The 17492-nt window shown below is 47.9% G+C and carries 14 protein-coding genes; 4 read left to right on the forward strand and 10 right to left on the reverse strand.

Annotation, left to right across the window (positions count from 1 at the left end):
• Positions 1-128: 128 nt before the first annotated feature.
• From KQI_RS0119755 to KQI_RS28095, 3 genes are all read right to left on the reverse strand, one after another.
• Positions 129-428, reverse strand: coding sequence for a hypothetical protein (locus KQI_RS0119755; protein ID WP_010348607.1), 300 nt, complete (start codon positions 426-428; stop codon positions 129-131).
• A 201-nt stretch (positions 429-629) separates the two neighbouring features.
• Complete coding sequence (locus KQI_RS0119760; protein ID WP_010348608.1) at positions 630-869, reverse strand: hypothetical protein; 240 nt, start codon at positions 867-869, stop codon at positions 630-632.
• A 101-nt stretch (positions 870-970) separates the two neighbouring features.
• Positions 971-1165: a hypothetical protein gene (locus KQI_RS28095; RefSeq protein WP_169314560.1), complete on the reverse strand. Its 195-nt coding sequence runs from the start codon at positions 1163-1165 to the stop codon at positions 971-973.
• Between the two features lie 723 nt (positions 1166-1888).
• On the opposite strand from KQI_RS28095, the gene KQI_RS27455 reads away from it, so the two are divergent.
• A complete protein-coding gene (locus tag KQI_RS27455) occupies positions 1889-3334 on the forward strand; it encodes a cohesin domain-containing protein (RefSeq protein ID WP_010348609.1) in 1446 nt (481 codons plus the stop codon).
• Between the two features lie 336 nt (positions 3335-3670).
• Here KQI_RS27455 and KQI_RS0119770 read toward each other — a convergent pair whose 3' ends face one another.
• The 6 genes from KQI_RS0119770 to KQI_RS0119795 form a co-directional block, all read right to left on the reverse strand.
• Positions 3671-5638, reverse strand: coding sequence for a BglG family transcription antiterminator (locus KQI_RS0119770; RefSeq protein ID WP_010348610.1), 1968 nt, complete (start codon positions 5636-5638; stop codon positions 3671-3673).
• 46 nt (positions 5639-5684) lie between these two features.
• A complete protein-coding gene (gene mngB / locus KQI_RS0119775) occupies positions 5685-8360 on the reverse strand; it encodes a mannosylglycerate hydrolase (RefSeq protein WP_459213745.1) in 2676 nt (891 codons plus the stop codon).
• A gap of 238 nt (positions 8361-8598) precedes the next feature.
• Positions 8599-9711, reverse strand: a complete 1113-nt coding sequence (locus tag KQI_RS0119780; RefSeq protein ID WP_010348612.1) for a PTS fructose transporter subunit IIC — start codon at positions 9709-9711, stop codon at positions 8599-8601.
• A gap of 98 nt (positions 9712-9809) precedes the next feature.
• Positions 9810-10127 carry a PTS fructose transporter subunit IIB gene (locus tag KQI_RS0119785; protein ID WP_007428194.1) on the reverse strand — a complete coding sequence of 106 codons (318 nt, stop codon included), beginning with the start codon at positions 10125-10127 and terminating at the stop codon, positions 9810-9812.
• Positions 10128-10583 carry a PTS sugar transporter subunit IIA gene (locus KQI_RS0119790; RefSeq protein WP_010348613.1) on the reverse strand — a complete coding sequence of 152 codons (456 nt, stop codon included), beginning with the start codon at positions 10581-10583 and terminating at the stop codon, positions 10128-10130.
• Positions 10584-10695: 112 nt separating this feature from the next.
• Positions 10696-11589 carry an AraC family transcriptional regulator gene (locus tag KQI_RS0119795; protein ID WP_010348614.1) on the reverse strand — a complete coding sequence of 298 codons (894 nt, stop codon included), beginning with the start codon at positions 11587-11589 and terminating at the stop codon, positions 10696-10698.
• A gap of 130 nt (positions 11590-11719) precedes the next feature.
• On the opposite strand from KQI_RS0119795, the gene KQI_RS0119800 reads away from it, so the two are divergent.
• Positions 11720-13975 carry a beta-L-arabinofuranosidase domain-containing protein gene (locus tag KQI_RS0119800; protein ID WP_029390255.1) on the forward strand — a complete coding sequence of 752 codons (2256 nt, stop codon included), beginning with the start codon at positions 11720-11722 and terminating at the stop codon, positions 13973-13975.
• Between the two features lie 163 nt (positions 13976-14138).
• Here KQI_RS0119800 and KQI_RS0119805 read toward each other — a convergent pair whose 3' ends face one another.
• Complete coding sequence (locus KQI_RS0119805) at positions 14139-15248, reverse strand: RDD family protein (protein WP_029390256.1); 1110 nt, start codon at positions 15246-15248, stop codon at positions 14139-14141.
• Positions 15249-15609: 361 nt separating this feature from the next.
• Here KQI_RS0119805 and KQI_RS0119810 point away from each other — a divergent pair, with 361 nt between their 5' ends.
• Together KQI_RS0119810 and KQI_RS0119815 are read left to right on the forward strand one after the other, a co-directional pair.
• The gene (locus KQI_RS0119810; RefSeq protein WP_010348617.1) at positions 15610-16677 is read left to right on the forward strand and encodes a FecCD family ABC transporter permease; all 1068 of its coding nucleotides are present in this window, start codon (positions 15610-15612) and stop codon (positions 16675-16677) included.
• Complete coding sequence (locus tag KQI_RS0119815; RefSeq protein WP_010348618.1) at positions 16668-17456, forward strand: ABC transporter ATP-binding protein; 789 nt, start codon at positions 16668-16670, stop codon at positions 17454-17456. The genes KQI_RS0119810 and KQI_RS0119815 overlap by 10 nt, the downstream gene beginning before the upstream one ends.
• The last annotated feature ends 36 nt before the right edge of the window (positions 17457-17492 follow it).

The raw sequence follows: 17492 nt of genomic DNA on the forward strand, positions 1-17492 counted from the left end.
TAGGGTCATGTAAACCGGTAGATACCAGGATGAAAATATATTTGTTCGTTTTTTGAACAAAAACAACTAGCTGCAGGAACTGGCACAAGTAACACTAAAAAGACGCTTCCGTTTTCCCGGAAACGTCTTTAATAATCCTCAACCCATAATGATGTATATATAAATAAGACGTATGCCAAAAGAAAAAATGAAATCACACAAAGAGGGATAATCCATGTGAGATGGGTTTTAAATGGGAACAAGATTTTTTTCCATGTAAGAATTTTAAATGGTCTTAGGATTTTCTGACGGGTAGGCAACAACTCATATTCTAATTTTTTCACAATTAGTTCCGCTCGTTCTTCATCTCTAATTAAAAGTTCACTCCATAATTGTTCATACTGCGCTCGAATGACTTCTTTAGCAGAACTATCTTTTAACAAAACCATTTGTGACCTCCATAGATCTATAGTAGCAAGAAGACCTGAAGAACAATCTCCTGATCTTCAGCCCCCCCTGTATACTACTTTTAATCGCCGTATATATGTCCTCTTACTCGCACGGTATCACCAAATTCATAGTTTGTAATTTTTAAATGCACACCGAATATGTCTTACCTGCTGTGGAAAACCTTTATTCATTCCGCATCATTAGGCACTCTTTTTGGCTACAAAAAACTTCCTCAATAGTAAAGGAGACAAGATAAGCAAAATCCCTAACAACAAAAACATGGACCCATACAAATATAGATAAAAATCTTGGGCAGGGATTAACATACCCATCTTGTAAATCGCTTCACCACGGCCACGGGTCGTAAGAATATCAATCGCCTGCTCGGTTACAATTAAACCAGAAATTACCATAACAAAAAATACTATTGCTTTCTTCAAATTCCACTCACCTCCTCTATAAGATAGTATAGCTGTAAAAGCTAGTAAAAAAAGAAAAAAACAGATTCCAGTAAAAAAGAACCTATTTCTTCATTCGACATTTAATTCACGTAAACATTCCCTGCTCCTCTTGAACCGTAACCATCTGGTGTTGTCAGTCCAGTAATTCTGATATGATATCCACTACCTGCGGGAATACCATCGAAACTTCTACTATATCCATTCCATACATCTTGCACAACCTCATATCTATGAACAGCTTTTACGTCATCATAACCTGTGGTTTGCCATCCCATGATTGTCGCCGTATGGGATGAACCGACAGCAAAAAGAACGACACAGGCGCTAACCTCATACTGATCAGCGTAGCGGGGCAGCTGCATGCATCGATGACCGGTGACTGAATGAAATGATATTTTTGGTTGGAGTACGCTTATATTATAAATAGCTAATCTACTGTTTGTTCGCAGCAGGCTGGGGGCAAGCCTGATGTGAACTACCCCATCCAGTTCAATTAGTTAAAAAAATCTCTAGGAGGGTTCATTATGGCAGACTAGCGTGAATATACCGAAACATTTAGTCAAACTATTGAAGAATTGAGCGCTGCCCAAAAGCTGCAAGCGTCAACCGTCTGCGTCAGATATATTCCGAAAGCGGAACATCGGTGATAAAGGCGAACATCCACTGGAAATGTGAGATCTGACAGTAGACAACTTGTGCGACCTTACCATAGTCGATCTACTCCAGCAAATGTGCTTCGATATAATCCATCGCGTTGTTCATGCGTTCAAGCCAATCCAAACGGAACCTTCTTTTGAAATCAAGTATAGAGGCCGGAGAAGAAAGAAGCCTTGCAGTCAGTGAACAAAAAATCATTAAGAACGATATGATTCACTTACTCTTTTCCTCTTTTCACAAAAAAGGGAATGCATTCAAAATATAATTTACATCTTTTTGATCGCTTTAAAAAGAAAGGCACCTTTTATGTATCAAACACAAATAACATTAGGAGAGAAAAAATGAACAAAAAACGCGCCTTATTTCTACATTGTCTGGTACTTATTATCGGATTTCTTATTCTCCCGAAGGCTGCATTTGCCGCATCAGTACTCGATAATCAAATGACATCAAACCCTTTTAACAGAGGAAGCATTAGTTCAGGGCAATGGGTCGATTCAATCGATGCAACCATATTAACTGCAACATGGTCTAACGCCTGGACTTACGACAACAGCAAAAAATACGAAATAGCCACTAATTATAATATTATGCAGTATGGAACCAATTACTATGCCCAGCTTGACCTTGGATTAATGAGAGTTACCTATTCGCGGGATGGTGAAAGTGCTGTATACGTGAGAGACGGACAGAGCTGGATCACGCACAAGATGACCACAAAGGGCAACTATACCTGGAAGCTTGTTTATTCGTATGACAAAACATATCAGGTGTACCGGAATTCAGTGTTAGTGGCCAGTGGCGCAGTAAAAGCTCTTCCTTCGAGCGGTGTCTTTTCCATTGCTAGTACAATCGGTAATGAAAAGGTTAGCATTGATTACATAACAATCAATGATGAAAATCCAAGTATCGATGCTCCGGCCAACCTGACCGCAAATGCGACTGGCAAACAAATACAACTGAATTGGGATACCGTGACTTCTGCAACCAATTATACGGTATCCAGATCTGTTTACAGCTCAGGGCCCTATGAGGAAATCAGATCAGGTGTAACAGCTAATACCTATATTGATACTACCGCTCAGCCCGGGACTACTTATTATTACGTTGTAACTGCGACCAATGGAGATATTGAAAGTAAATATTCGAATGAAGCGTCTGCTACAGTTATCGTCAAAAATACAGACCCTGTCTTAGATGTAGCCATCGATGAGGATACGGTTAAAATCGGCCAGGAGTTCGTGGCCAATATCTCTTTAAAGAATGTAGAGCAGATTTATGCAGAAGATTTCACAATCACATACGATACAACCTTGTTCAAGTATGTAGGATATGAAGAAGTAACGGGTTATAAGGTATATTACACACCTGTCGAACAATCCGGCAGTATCCGATTTATCATTGCGAGCCAAGGTGAAAAATACGGCATCAGTAAAGATACGGTCATTGTTAAGCTTAAGTTCAAAGCGATTAACGCTGGTACTGGTAATGTGGATGCATTGAAAGGAAGAATTGCGGATACTGAGCAGGAATATGATCTTGACGAAAAAAATTGCCTGCTGGATACAATAACTGTAAAAGCTCCCATCGTAGACGTTAACCGTTCAGCCGAATACACGCTCGTTGACCTGGCTATCGACGGATATTATTTCGGGAAAGCTGTAGCTGAAACAAACACGACTCTGCACAATGCCGATCAGGTTACAGATGGTTATGTAAATGATGAGGACCTCGTGTATATCGTAAATGAAATACTCAACAATGCAAATTACAAGCCTAACTTGTAACTGTACACTGAAAAATATCATATTGGCGTCGTCAATATCAGCGCCGGGAAAATCCAGTGATCTCCTGGACAAGTTTTATTTGATTATTATCAATTAAAGAAAATTCAGTTGTTTAAATCCGAAAAACTTTCAGTAGTAGATGATGCAATCATGATGCCAAGAATTGAGTATTTGACTCAAAAGATTACCAAAAACCTTTTTTGACATAAATCACCTTCACTTATTTTCACGGTGAGAATTTCATAGGATACGAAAAACCACCGGATTGTATAGGCGCCTACCTAGTTCCGGTGGTTTTCGTGGTTTCTTATCGTGAGATGACAAGCCGGACAGCCCTCAATGAAAGTCACTGCTCTTTACCGCAAGCACCTGACGGGCAATCAGCATAAAGGCGTCAAAGGAGTGGCAATGCTTTAATCGCTCCAGCGTTTCCTCCTGGCGAATCAGCTCTACAAACAGATCATAGATGCCCATGGCCTGCTCGTAGTCCTCTTTGCAGATCGACAGCAGGAATACCACGTGAACCTCATGATTGGCATCCCATCGGATCGGGTTTTCCAGCAAGCACACGCTTACGACCGTTCGGTTAGAGCTCAGCTCCAGGGGATGGGGAATGGCCATGCCTCGATCCAGTGCAGTAGACCCCAGCTTCTCCCTCTCCTTGACTGCTGGCAGGAACTTGTCGGTCACAACCCCTTTTTGCTTTAAAATACCACTCATTTCTTCAATCAGGGTGTCTTTGTCCGGCTGATCGGATCGGGTCATAAACCATTCCTTGTCAAAATACCGTAGCAGTGAAATTTCCTGCTCCTCGTCGCTGGCGCGCACCATCCTTGTCATCGTCTCCATATCCCGCTCCGAAGGAATCGGGCTGATCACTGCTGACGGCTTGTTCTTACGCTGCTGCAAGTGGATGGTCGATACGATGAGATCTTCATCGACGGTAGGCATCTCCTCGTATTCTCGAAGTGAGACCACTCGGGATACGTCCAGCTCGGCGAACAGGGAACGCAGTCTGGATTCCAGAATGCGGGCGGTTCCGTAGCCGGAGCCGCATACCAGCAGCACCGTTTTGCGACGCCGATGAGGAATATTGTATTTGCGCTCCAATGCTGCTCCGATATGAAGCGCCAAATAACCGATTTCGTTGTCGTTGATGTCATATGGAAACGATTTTTGCAGTTCCTTGACCGCACCTACTGTAATTTCATAGGCCAGCGGATAATATTTGCGGATGTGTCCAAGCAGCGGATTGCGCATGTTCATGCCATGCTCCAGCCGGGTCAGCATCGGCTTCAAATGCACAAATAAATCCCGGGACAGCCGTTCATCGTCACGCAAATCATAGGTAAAGCGTTCGTAGACAAATGTCAGCATCCCGCGCACCGCCAAAAAGAGCCGATCAGATTGCAGACGCTCCCACTCGGTTTCCGCCATCTTTTTGCTAACAATATGCAGCAAAATATAATCCAGCTCTCCTGCAGGACAGGTGATGTCAAAGGCTTCTTCCATCTCGCCCAGAATGGTGGCAGCCAATTCCGTATCGCGCTGACTGCCCGTCACGGTCTCAAAACGTTCTAACCCATGTCCTTCCTGCACTCGCAGCACCATGACCGCCAGATGGGTGATGAGATCTTTCAAGGCCAAATCAGCCATCCTGATGCCATGAGGCCGCAAATGCTTTAGAATAATGGCGCGGATTCGCGATAAATCCAACCCCTGGAATAGCTGTTGTTGCTCCAAAGGCATGCCGCTGCGCTGCCCCTCTTCATCACGGACGTCGGCATATTCAGCCAGACAATAACGAATATTCTTTTCTTCCCCGACCACCTTCACGCCATGCCCCGGCTTGGTACGCAGGGTAAGGCTATAATCTTCCAGAATTCGACGGATGATCTTGGAATCATTGTTCATGGTTGCCCGGCTAATATACAGCTCGTCGGCGAGGTCTTCCATCTTTACATATTCCCCCGCATTCAGCAGCTTGAACAACTCATACCGTATGCGCTCTTCCGGTGCTCCTGGTAACGGCTGTTTTATTTCCGTTTCCTCCTGACCTTCCTCTGCGAAAAATCGGTATCTGTCAGGATCATCAACCAGGATCGTATAGCCGATTCCCCTTCTGGATTCGAGACGCGCTCCGTATTCATCCAGAATACTGCCCAGTTTTTTGAAATCATCGCGGATCGTCCGTTCCGTGACTTCCAGCCGCTCCGCCAGCGCTTTGGTGGTCCAAGACCAGCCTTGATCGTTTGCACTGACGAGCTGGTACAGCTTTTTCAAGCGTTTGTAGGGAAAAATCATGCAGATTCAAGACCTCCTTTCCGATAAGCCGTATTTTGCTTCTGTGTTACTTCGATTCCGGGGTTACCAGTACCGTCAACAGCTTGCAATGCTCCAATTCCGGCAATTGTGCACCGTCCGCATTGGACGAGGCCAGCGCTTCTCCCTTGGAGCGCTCATCCAGCGAAGCCAGCTCGTAGCGGGCCGAATCGCCGAATGTAATGCGTGCGGTCGCGTTTTTATCCAAATATGGATTAAATACACGTATAATGTATCCCTCACTGTGCTCGGCTTTCTTGAATGCACTCAGGATTACATTCGAATCCTCGCCAAAAGACAGCAGGCTATAGCTTTGCTCAAATATTCTCTCTTCGTCACGGAAGGCAAATATCAAACGACCGTTCAGAAAATCAGACAGCTGGTAGCTGGACAACGGTGTTAAATATTCCTTGGCCGCTTGAGCAATGTCTGCCTCATCAAACCCGGTCTCGTGTACGTGCAGGGCAAACGTGAATGAAAGCTCGCCGAGCAGTTGCGCATCTGGCGTTTCTACGATCTTTTCTCCCGAAGCACGCCCCGGGCGATACAACAGGTTTTCCTTGCCCATAAACCCGAAAGTACGGAATAACGTCAGCGCTATTGTATCATGGTCAGAACCTATGATTTCATATTCCCGTACGCCTTCGGTCAGCACGGCTACTCCACGGGAACCGTCGTTCAGCGCAGCATAGCTTTGCATCGCTTCAATGGTAATCGGCTTCTCTGTCCACTGTTCCCGTTCCCATACCTTTACCTCCTCCAGCGTCGTCGGACGGGCAATGACCCCGAACGGCTGATCCGCGATCGATAGCCTGGAGGCAATCCCCGTATCGAATAGCACCCGCAATCGGTGACTCAGCACCCGATTGTCCACCTTCACCGAGAAGCGTATCAGGCGTTCGCCTTTACGCAGGGAAACCGACGCCTGTAGCGGCAGCACGGCGGAAGTCAAAGCAGCGGCGCGTTCATTCAAATCATGCGGAACCTTTAGCTTCATCCGGAGGGACAGTTCCTCGGCTACCGGACTTTTCGAGGTGATGGTTTCTACATCAGCACCAAGCGAAGAAACGGTGAGGTCACGTTCCGGCGGAGAATAGTTGTAGGAATCTCCGTCATCTCCATTTTCCTCAAACACCATCTGATCCGCATACACACGCCCCGAGATTTTATCCGTAATGCGCAGTGCTCCGTTATCCTGTACAGCTACAGCATAAAATTCATTTTCAATGCAGTTGCCGTTGCTGCGTTCGGCTATGGCATCCCCAGTCGAACTGAAATCAAAAACAATCTGCGTATACCCCATAGCAGGTACTTCCTGTAGCTCCACCAGCAGCTTGGCACGGAATACACGCTCAGGCAGGTATACTTTTTTGCTCGGGTTCAAGTCAATATGCTGACCAAGCACGTAGTCTGTCTGTTCAACTTTCTCCGTAATCGTATATGGAAGCTGCTGTCCATTCGTGTCCCGAATGATAAAGCCGCCTTCCGGCAAGTAAGCATCGATTTCCGTCACTCCCTTGCGCGGATAGGGCAACGTATTAAAGATCGTGAAGGCAAATGTCTCCTCCTGCTTGATCTTGGAAGCAATCAGTCGCTTATGCAGCTCCAACAGATTTTCCGCGATATCCCGCGCCTGTTTGTAGCGAAAAGCCACATCCCGGTTCGTCGTATCACTGTTGCAGCCGCCAATGCTGTCGTGAGCCGCATTTTCAAACAACAGCTTCCATATATCCTTTACGATCTGATGAGGATATTCATGTCCCAGTGCATGACTGATCGACAGTACCGGCTCCAGCGTATTTACGATTAGGTTCTCAATCTCGTTATTTTGCTGCTTAAGGTCTGCGCGCGTCGAAAAGATAGACTTATGGATACGCATGTGCTTGGCTTCCATAAGCTCTCCTTCCAGTACAGGAAGGCCCTTGCTGTCCTTTTCAATCTCTTCAAGGAAACGCTCCGGCTCATTCATCACATATTCCCGCTCCGGGTCAAGCTCGTTGAACGTGCGGATCAGTTCTGGCAGATTCAAGCGGATCGGCGCCTGATCGAAGCCGTTGGGAAAATAAACATGACGCGTGGACGCTTTTGCTTCCAGCGCACCGATTTGACTATCCAGATATGCCTCAAGCTCCCCGGGTTCCTCTGGAATATTGCCTCCATAGTAGTAGCCAAACGGCATTTGTACCGCAAACACCTGACTGCCATCTGATCCCTTCCACACAAACTCGGTTTTTGGATTCGTATTGTCTGCCACACCGCGCCAGAACAAAAAATGCCGAATGCCGAACTCCTGATAAATTTGTGGCATCTGCGCCGACTGCCCGAAGGCATCCGGCACATAACCGACCTTCATCGCATGGCCATATTTCTGCGCCGTCTCCATGCCGTAATACAGATTGCGCACAATGGATTCACCGGAAATCACCAATTGGTCTGTCTGTGTATACCACGGCCCGGTCATCAGGCGCTTATCCGTCACAAGACGGCGAATGCGTTCCTCGTCTTCTGGGCACCATTTGATGTAGTCATCCAACAGGGACCCTTGGGCATCCAAAAGATAATATTTAAAACCGTCCTTCGTTTCCAACGCATCCAGCACTTCTTTCACATGCTTCACCAAGTAGACCTTGGATCTGGAAGTGGTAAAATACCACTCCCGGTCCCAGTGAGTATGTGGAATGACATGCACTTTCGTACGGCTCATATCCTGATCTCCCTCCATGCTGTCTATCTTCTATTTATATAAGCTGAGCTTAAAAGCTTCATATTGTGCCACTACGCAGGCGGATGGTGCTTCCCATCGCCACCGCCCCCGGATTTCTGGAATAAAGCCGATAATCAGAGTAGAAATCCGGGGACAAAAGCGACCGCTTCGCTTGTACAGCACCATTCCGCCTACTTCGTTTTAATGTGCATTTTTGAATTCAACTTATCTAGTAAAATCAGTCGAACACCAGTTCAATATCTTCTCCGTTTTTCTTGACTGACGCTTCCTTCGTCTCAGCCTGCCGCTCTTCCTCGCGGAAGTTGACAAGCAGCGTACCCGCCACAATGATTAACGCTCCTGTAACTCCTCCTGCCAGATATGCAAACGGAGTACCTACGGAGACTGCACCATACAAACCGCCAATCGGCGGCATGATGACGTGTGCACCCAGCAGAGCCGTCAATGCCGCACCAGCCGCGCAGGCAAGCATGTTCAGTGGAATCAGCTTGGCAGGACTACGCAGCGTAAACGGGATCGCCCCCTCGGTAATTCCGATAATGCCCATGATGACAGAGCCCTTTCCAGCCTCCCGATACGTTTTGGAAAAGCGCTTTTTCAAAATCAGGGTTGCAAGACCATAGCCCAGCGGTGGAATACAGATGGCAATATTCACGAAAATATTGGGCAAATACACGCCTGACAGGAATAAGGCATTGCCCGCCATCCAGGCAGCTTTATTGACTGGACCCCCAAGGTCGAAGCCAATCATGGCTCCCAAAATCAAGGCAAGCACCAGGGTGCTGGTTCCGCTCTCACTCATATGCTTAATCCAGTTGACCAGCCCTTCATTAATCGCACTCAGCGGCCCGCCCAAAATGACGGACATGAGAATCCCCGTTAAGCCCACAGTAATCAGCGGCAAAATAATCAGCGGGACAGAGCCTGCGGCCGGGCCTGTGATTTTCACTTTGTTTTTCACCCAGAGGGTGACATACCCCGCAAAAAAGCCTGCAACGAGTGCGCCCAGGAAGCCTGCGTTCGTCTCTTGAGCCAGCACGCCGCCGATCAGCCCCGCAGCAAGCGCAGGCTTGTCGGCTATGGAGTAGGCGATATATCCGGCCAGCACCATGTTCAGGAGCCCAATTCCGCGCCAGCCTACATTTTCAACTAGATATAAAATATGAAGAAAGCCGTCTTTGTCGGCATATGGACCAAAGTCGGTGACCCCCATCGTCAGACCGATAATTTTACACACGGCCACGATCAAGGAGCCTGCAATAATAACCGGAAGCAGGTAAGATATGCCTGTCATCAGATGCTTTTTAGCTTCACTCAGCCATTTTTTCATCATGTTCTCCCCCATTTTGAATACTACTGTAATCCAGCGGCTAATCGGATGTATCCAAGTCAGCTACGCTGCTGATTCCCCGCGTCGCCTTCCTTGCCTTATTTTTGAGCAGAAATGGCTTCGACCGCTTTGGTGAGAACCGCTTCCGCATTGTTGACCGCATGACCGATTTTGACACGAACGATTCTTTTATGTTCAAAACGCTCCGCATCCTTCACCGTCTGATCCGAAGCAATCAGTACAAAGTCCGCTGCTGAAATCTCTTCCTCCGTCAGCTTATTCACTTGTCCCAGTGCGCCCTGCTGCTCCACTTTAATATCGTGACCAAGCTGGGCTGCTGCTTTTTCCAGTGCTTTTGCCGCCATTGGAGTATGAGCCAGACCTGCAATACACGATGTAACGCCTACAATTTTCATTCATGACACCAACCCTTCTGTATACTGCTCGAGCAAATGATACACATCGTCGCCATTCTTGGCGCCCGCTACCGCCTCTTTGAAGGAATCCTCCAAAAGCAGGGTTGCGAGCGAGGAAATAATTTGCAGATGGGATACATCCACGGAGCCTTTGGGCACCAAAATACTGAAAATATACTGGACAGGCTTGCCGTCATGAGATGCCCAATCAATGCTGTTTTTCAATCGTATAACCAGAACCGCGGGTCTTATGACCGCTTCGCTCTGTGTATGAGGTATGGCAAACTGATCTTGAAGGCCCGTCGAATACACGTTCTCCCGTTCCCATAAGTCCTGCACCAGCTGCTCTTTATGGACGGTGACACCCAGCTTCTCCGCCTCCTGGGCAATGAACTCAAACACAGCCGATTTGGTCTCCAGCCTCTCATCCAGATAAATCTGTTCTCTAGTAATCATGGTGGATGTCTCTCCTCCCTTCTCTTTATAAGTGAAACGCTTACAAAATAATTCTAGCTGACTCTCCACTCATGTTTTATCTATAAAATTTCCCTATCCAAGCGGAAATACGTTAGACATTGTTCATAAATGTTTTATGATAGGCATTCCGGTACTGCGAAGGAGTCATATGGACTCTCTTTTTGAACAAACGCATAAAATACTTTTCATCCGTGTACCCCGCTTCTTCTGCGACCTGCCTAATGCTCATATCCGTACGAGAAATCAGCTCCTTGGCTTTGTTAATCCGAATACTGTGAATGAACTCCAAGGGCCTCATGCCTGTATTTTGCTTGAACAAACGTGAAATATAATCCTTGTTGTAATTGAATTTTCGGGCTATATCCGTCACCGTCAGCGGTTCTTCGGCATGAATCCGAGTCCACTCGATAATCTTGTTAAAGCTCACATTCCCCTGCGGGCTGACAGGACTGTTGATCAGACGACCGAGAGCCAGCTCGGATATTTCAATCAACAGCGAGGTGAACAAATAATTGGCACTGTGATGCGTGAGATAATGTGAGTTGGCTACATGTAAAATTTGATTGACGATGATATGAATCCGATCTCCGTTGCCTGCCTGTACACATTGCGGTAAATAGATATCCCGCACCACACCGTGACGCTGCAAAAGCCCCTCCATCGTATAGATTTCCTGCTTCATTACCTCGTTAGATAATACATTCGGAGTTGCGGGAACATCGAAATGAAACCAATAGAATTTAACCCCTGGCAACGATTCCCGGTATCCTCCATGTGTGCGGCCAGGATAAAGCAGCACACTATCTCCTTCTCCTATCTCAAAATGCTCCCGTTCCTCTCGTATATATACTTTCTCATGGACGCCAAGGATCAGCTCGAAGTTCTCTATAGAACGACTCATATGCTTCCATGACACCTCGGAAATAAACTCGCCTGCCGAGATCAGCTGAACGGGTGCATCCACGTTTACTTTCAGATAAGTCATTTTATCGCCTCTTTAGATTCAAGTTCGGATTTGTCCACCCATTGTATGGTTAAGCTACTGACAGCCCGCAATTGCAATGCTAATGTAGTGGAGAAATATACACTTTCATCTTAGCTAAGGGGCGATGATTTTGAAAGCACAAGCTTTTGATTTGCATAAAGTAAGCATTGATTCCGGTCCACTTTGCCATGCGATGGAGCTGAATGCGGCCTATCTGCTGAGTCTGGAACCGGATCGTTTGTTATCGCGTTTTCGTGAATATGCGGGATTGGAACCGAAAGCCGCCCATTATGAGGGCTGGGAAGCACGCGGCATCAGCGGACATACACTCGGCCATTACCTGTCAGGCTGTTCACTGATGTATGCTTCCACAGGCGACGAAAGGCTGCTTGAACGGGTAAATTATGTCATCGACGAGCTGGAAATATGCCAAAATAGTCATGGAAACGGATACATTTCCGGCATTCCGCGTGGGAAAGAGATTTTTGAGGAGGTAAAAGCAGGGGATATTCGCTCCCAGGGCTTTGATCTGAACGGCGGCTGGGTGCCGCTGTATACGATGCACAAATTGTTTGCCGGCTTGCGTGATGCCTATCTGCTGGTTCATCATCCCAAAGCTCTCCCCATGGAAATCAAGCTCGGCGACTGGCTAGAGGACGTATTCCGAGGACTGGATGATGAGCAGATGCAGCGGGTGCTGCATTGCGAATTTGGCGGCATGAACGAGGTGTTGACCGATCTGGCGGAGCATTCCGGGGAAGAGCGCTTCTTGAAGCTGGCGGAACGCTTTTATCATGGAGAGGTGCTGAATGACCTCGCAGACAGCCGGGATACGCTGGCAGGGCGACACGCCAATACACAGATTCCCAAAATCATTGGCGCTGCACGGCAATATGAAGTGACAGGCAAACCGCACTATGCTGACCTCTCCCGCTTTTTCTGGGATCGGGTTGTTCACAAGCATTCCTACGTGATCGGCGGCAATAGCTATAATGAGCATTTTGGTGAACCGGGGAAGCTGAATGATCGTTTGGGCGAAGGCACCTGTGAAACCTGCAACACCTACAACATGCTGAAACTAACGCGCCATATGTTCGAATGGGACGCCTACGCAGCCTATGCCGACTACTATGAACGAGCGATGTTCAATCATATTTTGGCTTCACAGCAGCCTGTTGATGGGCGTGTATGCTATTTTGTATCGCTGGAAATGGGGGGACACAAATCCTTCAATTCTCAATATGAGGATTTTACATGCTGTGTCGGGTCTGGTATGGAAAGCCACTCCATGTACGGCACAGCCATCTATTTTCATACGCCACAAACGATCTATGTCAATCAATATGTCCCTTCTACCGTAACGTGGGACGAGATGGATGTACAGCTCAAGCAAGAAACTCTCTTTCCGCAAACCGGACGGGGAACGCTGTGCGTCATCAGCAAGAAGCCACAATCCTTCACAATCAAGCTGAGATGCCCGTATTGGGCGGAACAAGGCATGATCATTAAAATCAACGGGGAAGCGTTCGCCGCCGAGGCTTGTCCCACCAGCTACGTGGTGATCGAACGGGAATGGAAGGATGGAGATACGGTCGAATATGACATCCCTATGACTGTAAGAATCGAGGAAATGCCGGACAATCCGCGCCGGATTGCCTTTATGTACGGCCCGCTTGTGCTGGCTGGAGACCTCGGTCCTGTCGCACAGGAAGCCAACGAGGAGCACCTGCTGGCATCTGTGCTGATCGGCTCAACAGGTTCATTGACCTCGAAGCTGGTTCCTAACGAGAATGAGCCCAATACATTCCGTATGAACGACTTGGGCTATGTCGGAGACTTGCAGCTTCGTCCGTTTTATCAGCTATATGATCGTTCCTATACCGTCTATTGGGATCTCTTTTCCGAGGACGAATGGGCATCCACAGAAGCGGAATACCGTACCGCGCTAGCGTACCAGTTGGAGCTGGAACGACGTACTGTCGATGCTGTGCAGCCTGCAGAAATGCAGCCTGAACGCGATCATGCCTTTGCTGGTGAACATGTGGGTCTGGGGTCTATCTATAACCGCAAATATCGCGATACATGGCCTGGGGGCTGGTTCTCTTTTGTGATGAAGGTCCTCCCGGATGAGCCTGTCCAATTAGCGGTGACTTATCTGAAGGACTCCGACCGTCCCCATCGTGACTTTGACATCACCGCAGATGGTCAGATGTTAGGAGAAGGTAAGCTGGAGTCGGAGGAAATGAACAAGTTTGAAACGTTCACCTATGAGCTTCCTCCATCCGTGACGAGCCACAAGAATGAAGTTACGATCCGATTCACAGCTCACCCGCAGGGCAAGGTGGCAAAAGTCGCCGGATTGCGAGTGATCAAAAGTAACCTATAGCGCCACTACGCAGGCGGATAGTGCTTCCCATCGCCACCGCCCCCGGATTTCTGGAATAGAGTCCTTCATCGGTAGAAATCCGGGGGGCGGTGATGCTTCCGAAGCGAGCTTTCCTACGGAAAGCTTTGAAAGCGACCGCTCCGCTTGTACAGCACTATTCCGCCTACTCCGTTTTGATGTTCATTTCGCGGAAGCTGTCTCTAATCTTGCGCAGTTCCTTCTCTGCCCGGCCGTATCGGGAAGCGTAGGTCCAAGCTAGCACTTGATGATAGTGTGAAGGTGTTTCAATCATGGTTACGTTATACATAATTGGAACGTCTTCCACTTCTCCTTTGAGGGTAAATTCGATGGCTGGGTATCCATTCACCACGATGTCAGAAGCGCTCCTCGACTGTGGGTTCGTAAGCCCTGACTCTATATGATCCTGAACGATCTGTTTGTACTCTCGAAGGGTCATACTGCTGTCGAAATCGCTTTTCGGTTCAGACAATACAATTAAATATTTTTCTGCAAGTTTATTTTGAATCGAGATACCTGCATCTTCATTCATCGTATCATCCCGTGACCAGTTCCACGGGGCTGTAACCGCAAACTGATCATCCTTACTGACAAAAACCTCGGGCTTCACCATTTGTGTAATGAACGAGGAAATTAAGGATACAGCAAAAATGACCGACATGGTCGCCATCAGGATGATTGCTCCTGCAAAAATCCCGGTTCTTTTTCTTCTCACAGCTCTCAGATCCCGCACCTTAACTACATATGTACTCGCGGCCATATCGCCAAGCCGCTGTTTTTTGGGTGTCGCCAGCACACATATACCAGCGGGCAGTCCCCAGAAAAGCAGCGGATTCATATCCACCAGTTGTATGAGGGTACGGATCAGTGATTTCACAATGCCCGGCGCCCTTCCTTCTCCATTCACGACCTGAATACGAAGCACAAACTTGCCCAGCGTATAGCCTGTCAGTCCTTCCAGCAATAAATAATAGCAGAAGGAGCCAATCAGGAAGATACCGAATACCATGCCCATATTTGGGGTTCCCACAACAGCCGCCTGTTTTGCCGCAAAATAAACCAGCCCTCCATATCCGAAGACGATAAGGATAAAGTCGATCATCCAGGCCGCCCATCTTCTGAAAAAAATAGAGACTCCGTACGTTTTCGATAATACTGCCATCTTATCCGGTTCCAGTCGACGATAGCTGCCATGAGCCGCATACTCTCCCGGTGCTACTGTAGGTTGGTTTTTCGTTAAATCATGTTCCTCCAAATGATACACCCCTGATGTCAATTTAAATTCCAATTAAGTATAACATCCTTTTTCATCCAGTGGAGTAAGCCTGACAGCGCACTGGAATACACCGAATCTCGTAAAAAATATAATGAGATTTGTCGAACTTCAAAAAATGTACACATGATTAATTATAAATTGTTATATATAATGATATTTAATGATATTTAATGATATTTAATTGATATTTTGCAGCCGTGGGCAGAAGACGAAAATATTTTTACATAATTCATGCACCCCGGTTTTTCTTTAAATCGAGCATTTTTTATCGAGAGGATGCGAAATGTCAGTTTAATATAATCCTGTAGGTTTTAATGTTTTTGAAGAAGGGAGGAACTCTATGCGAGCTCTCGTCAAACGCTTCCGCACCACCTTCGCTGGGGCCCGCCCGAGTTATGAAGCAGGGCTTATTGTTTTTTTGACGCTTCTGCTTCTGGCTGTGTCACTGGTTTCATTGGGGATTGGCCGGCTTTATATCCCAGCCCCCCAGATCTGGTCATTGATAGGGACATGGGTGTCCAGCAATTTTCAGCTGCAGGGGGACAACGAAACAGTTGTCCTTTTTCTGATTCGTCTGCCCCGTATCCTGATGTGCATTCTCGTCGGCATGAGCCTGTCCGCTTCAGGTGCCTCGTTTCAGGGCCTGTTTAAAAACCCTATGGTTTCTCCCGATGTGCTGGGTGTTTCTACCGGAGCGGGCGTGGGCGCCTCTATCGCCATCCTGCTGAACGGCAATTCCTTGGCGGTGCAGTTAGCCGCTTTTGCTTTTGGCATTGGGGCGGTTATGTGGGTCATGACCATGTCGTCCATTGTGGGAAAGGGCAATCCGGCGCTGCTGGTCATGGTTCTGTCCGGCATGGTTATCAGCTCCCTGTTCGGCGCAGTGAATATGCTGATCAAATATGTGGCCAAGGATGATGAGAACAAGCTGGCGGACATTACCTTTTGGCTGATGGGCAGCTTTGCCAAAAGCGGCAATTACAATAATGTGGGCTTTCTGCTGGTCTCTACCCTGATTGGCGCAATTCCGCTGCTGCTGCTGCGTTGGAAGATTAATGTGCTTGCCTTCGGGGAAGAGGAGGCACAGGCATTGGGCGTAAATACCAGGGTCATGCGCATAGTCATTATCCTGTGCGCGACACTGCTTACAGCTACCAGTGTCTGCATGTGTGGCATGATTGGTTGGGTGGGCCTGATCATTCCCCATATTGTCCGACTAATGACCGGTCCCAATTATAAAACACTGCTTCCTGTTAGCATGCTGATGGGTGCGCTGTTTCTCGTTGTGGTTGACGATATCGCCCGGACGGTGGTTTCCGGGGAGGTGCCGGTAGGGGTCATCACCTCCTTGGTAGGTGCACCGATTTTTATTTACCTGATTTACAGGGGGAGGCAGGCATGGGTATGAAGCTGGAACTGCGGAAACTATCATGCGGATATGGAGACAGGGTGGTGGTCCAGAATGTTTCGGTTTCCGTACAAGCGGGGGAGGTATTCTGTCTGCTGGGCCCCAACGGCGTCGGCAAAACTACGCTCTTTAAAACCATTCTCGGATTTTTGAAACCGGCTGGCGGGCAGGTTTTGCTGGACGGGGAGGATGTCCGTTCCTTCAGCAAACGGCGGTTTGCCATGCTGGTGGGCTATGTGCCCCAAGCTCATACGCCGCCGTTTCCCTTCCGGGTCCTCGATGTGGTCACTATGGGCCGGACGGCCCGCTTGGGTGCCTTCGCTTCCCCCTCACGGCGGGACACCATATTAGCGGAGCAGGCGCTGGATCGGCTTGGCGTCGGCTTCCTGCGGGACAGGATTTATACGGAAATCAGCGGAGGAGAGCGGCAGATGGTGCTTATTGCCCGGGCGCTGGCCCAAGAGCCGCGTTTTCTGATGATGGATGAACCTACCTCTAATCTGGATTTTGGCAACCAGGTGAAGGTTTTGCAGTGTATCTCATCGCTTTCGAAGGAGAACGGGCTGGGCATTATTATGACTACCCACGTTCCCGATCACGTTTTTCAATTGGATGGTCAGGTGGCTCTGCTGCAGCGGAACAACCGCTACCTGCAAGGGGAAGCGCGGGAGATTATTACGGCGGAGAATATGATGGATACCTACGGTATCCATGTGCATATTCTCCACGACCATACCATCGGGGGCTCTTACACTTCCTGTGTCCCGGTAATGAAATAAAAAACGGCACCATGCTGATATATCTGAAAAAAGGGA

The sequence above is a fragment of the Paenibacillus peoriae KCTC 3763 genome (assembly GCF_000236805.1).
Classification (GTDB): Bacteria; Bacillota; Bacilli; order Paenibacillales; family Paenibacillaceae; genus Paenibacillus; species Paenibacillus peoriae.

Coding starts and splice junctions, on each gene's coding strand:
- KQI_RS0119795 (WP_010348614.1), bottom strand. CDS start 11,589: ATGACTTATCTGAAAGTAAACGTGGATGCACCCGTTCAGCTGATCTCG.
- KQI_RS0119785 (WP_007428194.1), bottom strand. CDS start 10,127: ATGAAAATTGTAGGCGTTACATCGTGTATTGCAGGTCTGGCTCATACT.
- KQI_RS28095 (WP_169314560.1), bottom strand. CDS start 1,165: ATGGGATGGCAAACCACAGGTTATGATGACGTAAAAGCTGTTCATAGA.
- KQI_RS27455 (WP_010348609.1), top strand. CDS start 1,889: ATGAACAAAAAACGCGCCTTATTTCTACATTGTCTGGTACTTATTATC.
- KQI_RS0119790 (WP_010348613.1), bottom strand. CDS start 10,583: ATGATTACTAGAGAACAGATTTATCTGGATGAGAGGCTGGAGACCAAA.
- KQI_RS0119815 (WP_010348618.1), top strand. CDS start 16,668: ATGGGTATGAAGCTGGAACTGCGGAAACTATCATGCGGATATGGAGAC.
- KQI_RS0119780 (WP_010348612.1), bottom strand. CDS start 9,711: ATGAAAAAATGGCTGAGTGAAGCTAAAAAGCATCTGATGACAGGCATA.
- KQI_RS0119755 (WP_010348607.1), bottom strand. CDS start 428: ATGGTTTTGTTAAAAGATAGTTCTGCTAAAGAAGTCATTCGAGCGCAG.
- KQI_RS0119770 (WP_010348610.1), bottom strand. CDS start 5,638: ATGATTTTTCCCTACAAACGCTTGAAAAAGCTGTACCAGCTCGTCAGT.
- KQI_RS0119810 (WP_010348617.1), top strand. CDS start 15,610: ATGCGAGCTCTCGTCAAACGCTTCCGCACCACCTTCGCTGGGGCCCGC.
- mngB (WP_459213745.1), bottom strand. CDS start 8,360: ATGAGCCGTACGAAAGTGCATGTCATTCCACATACTCACTGGGACCGG.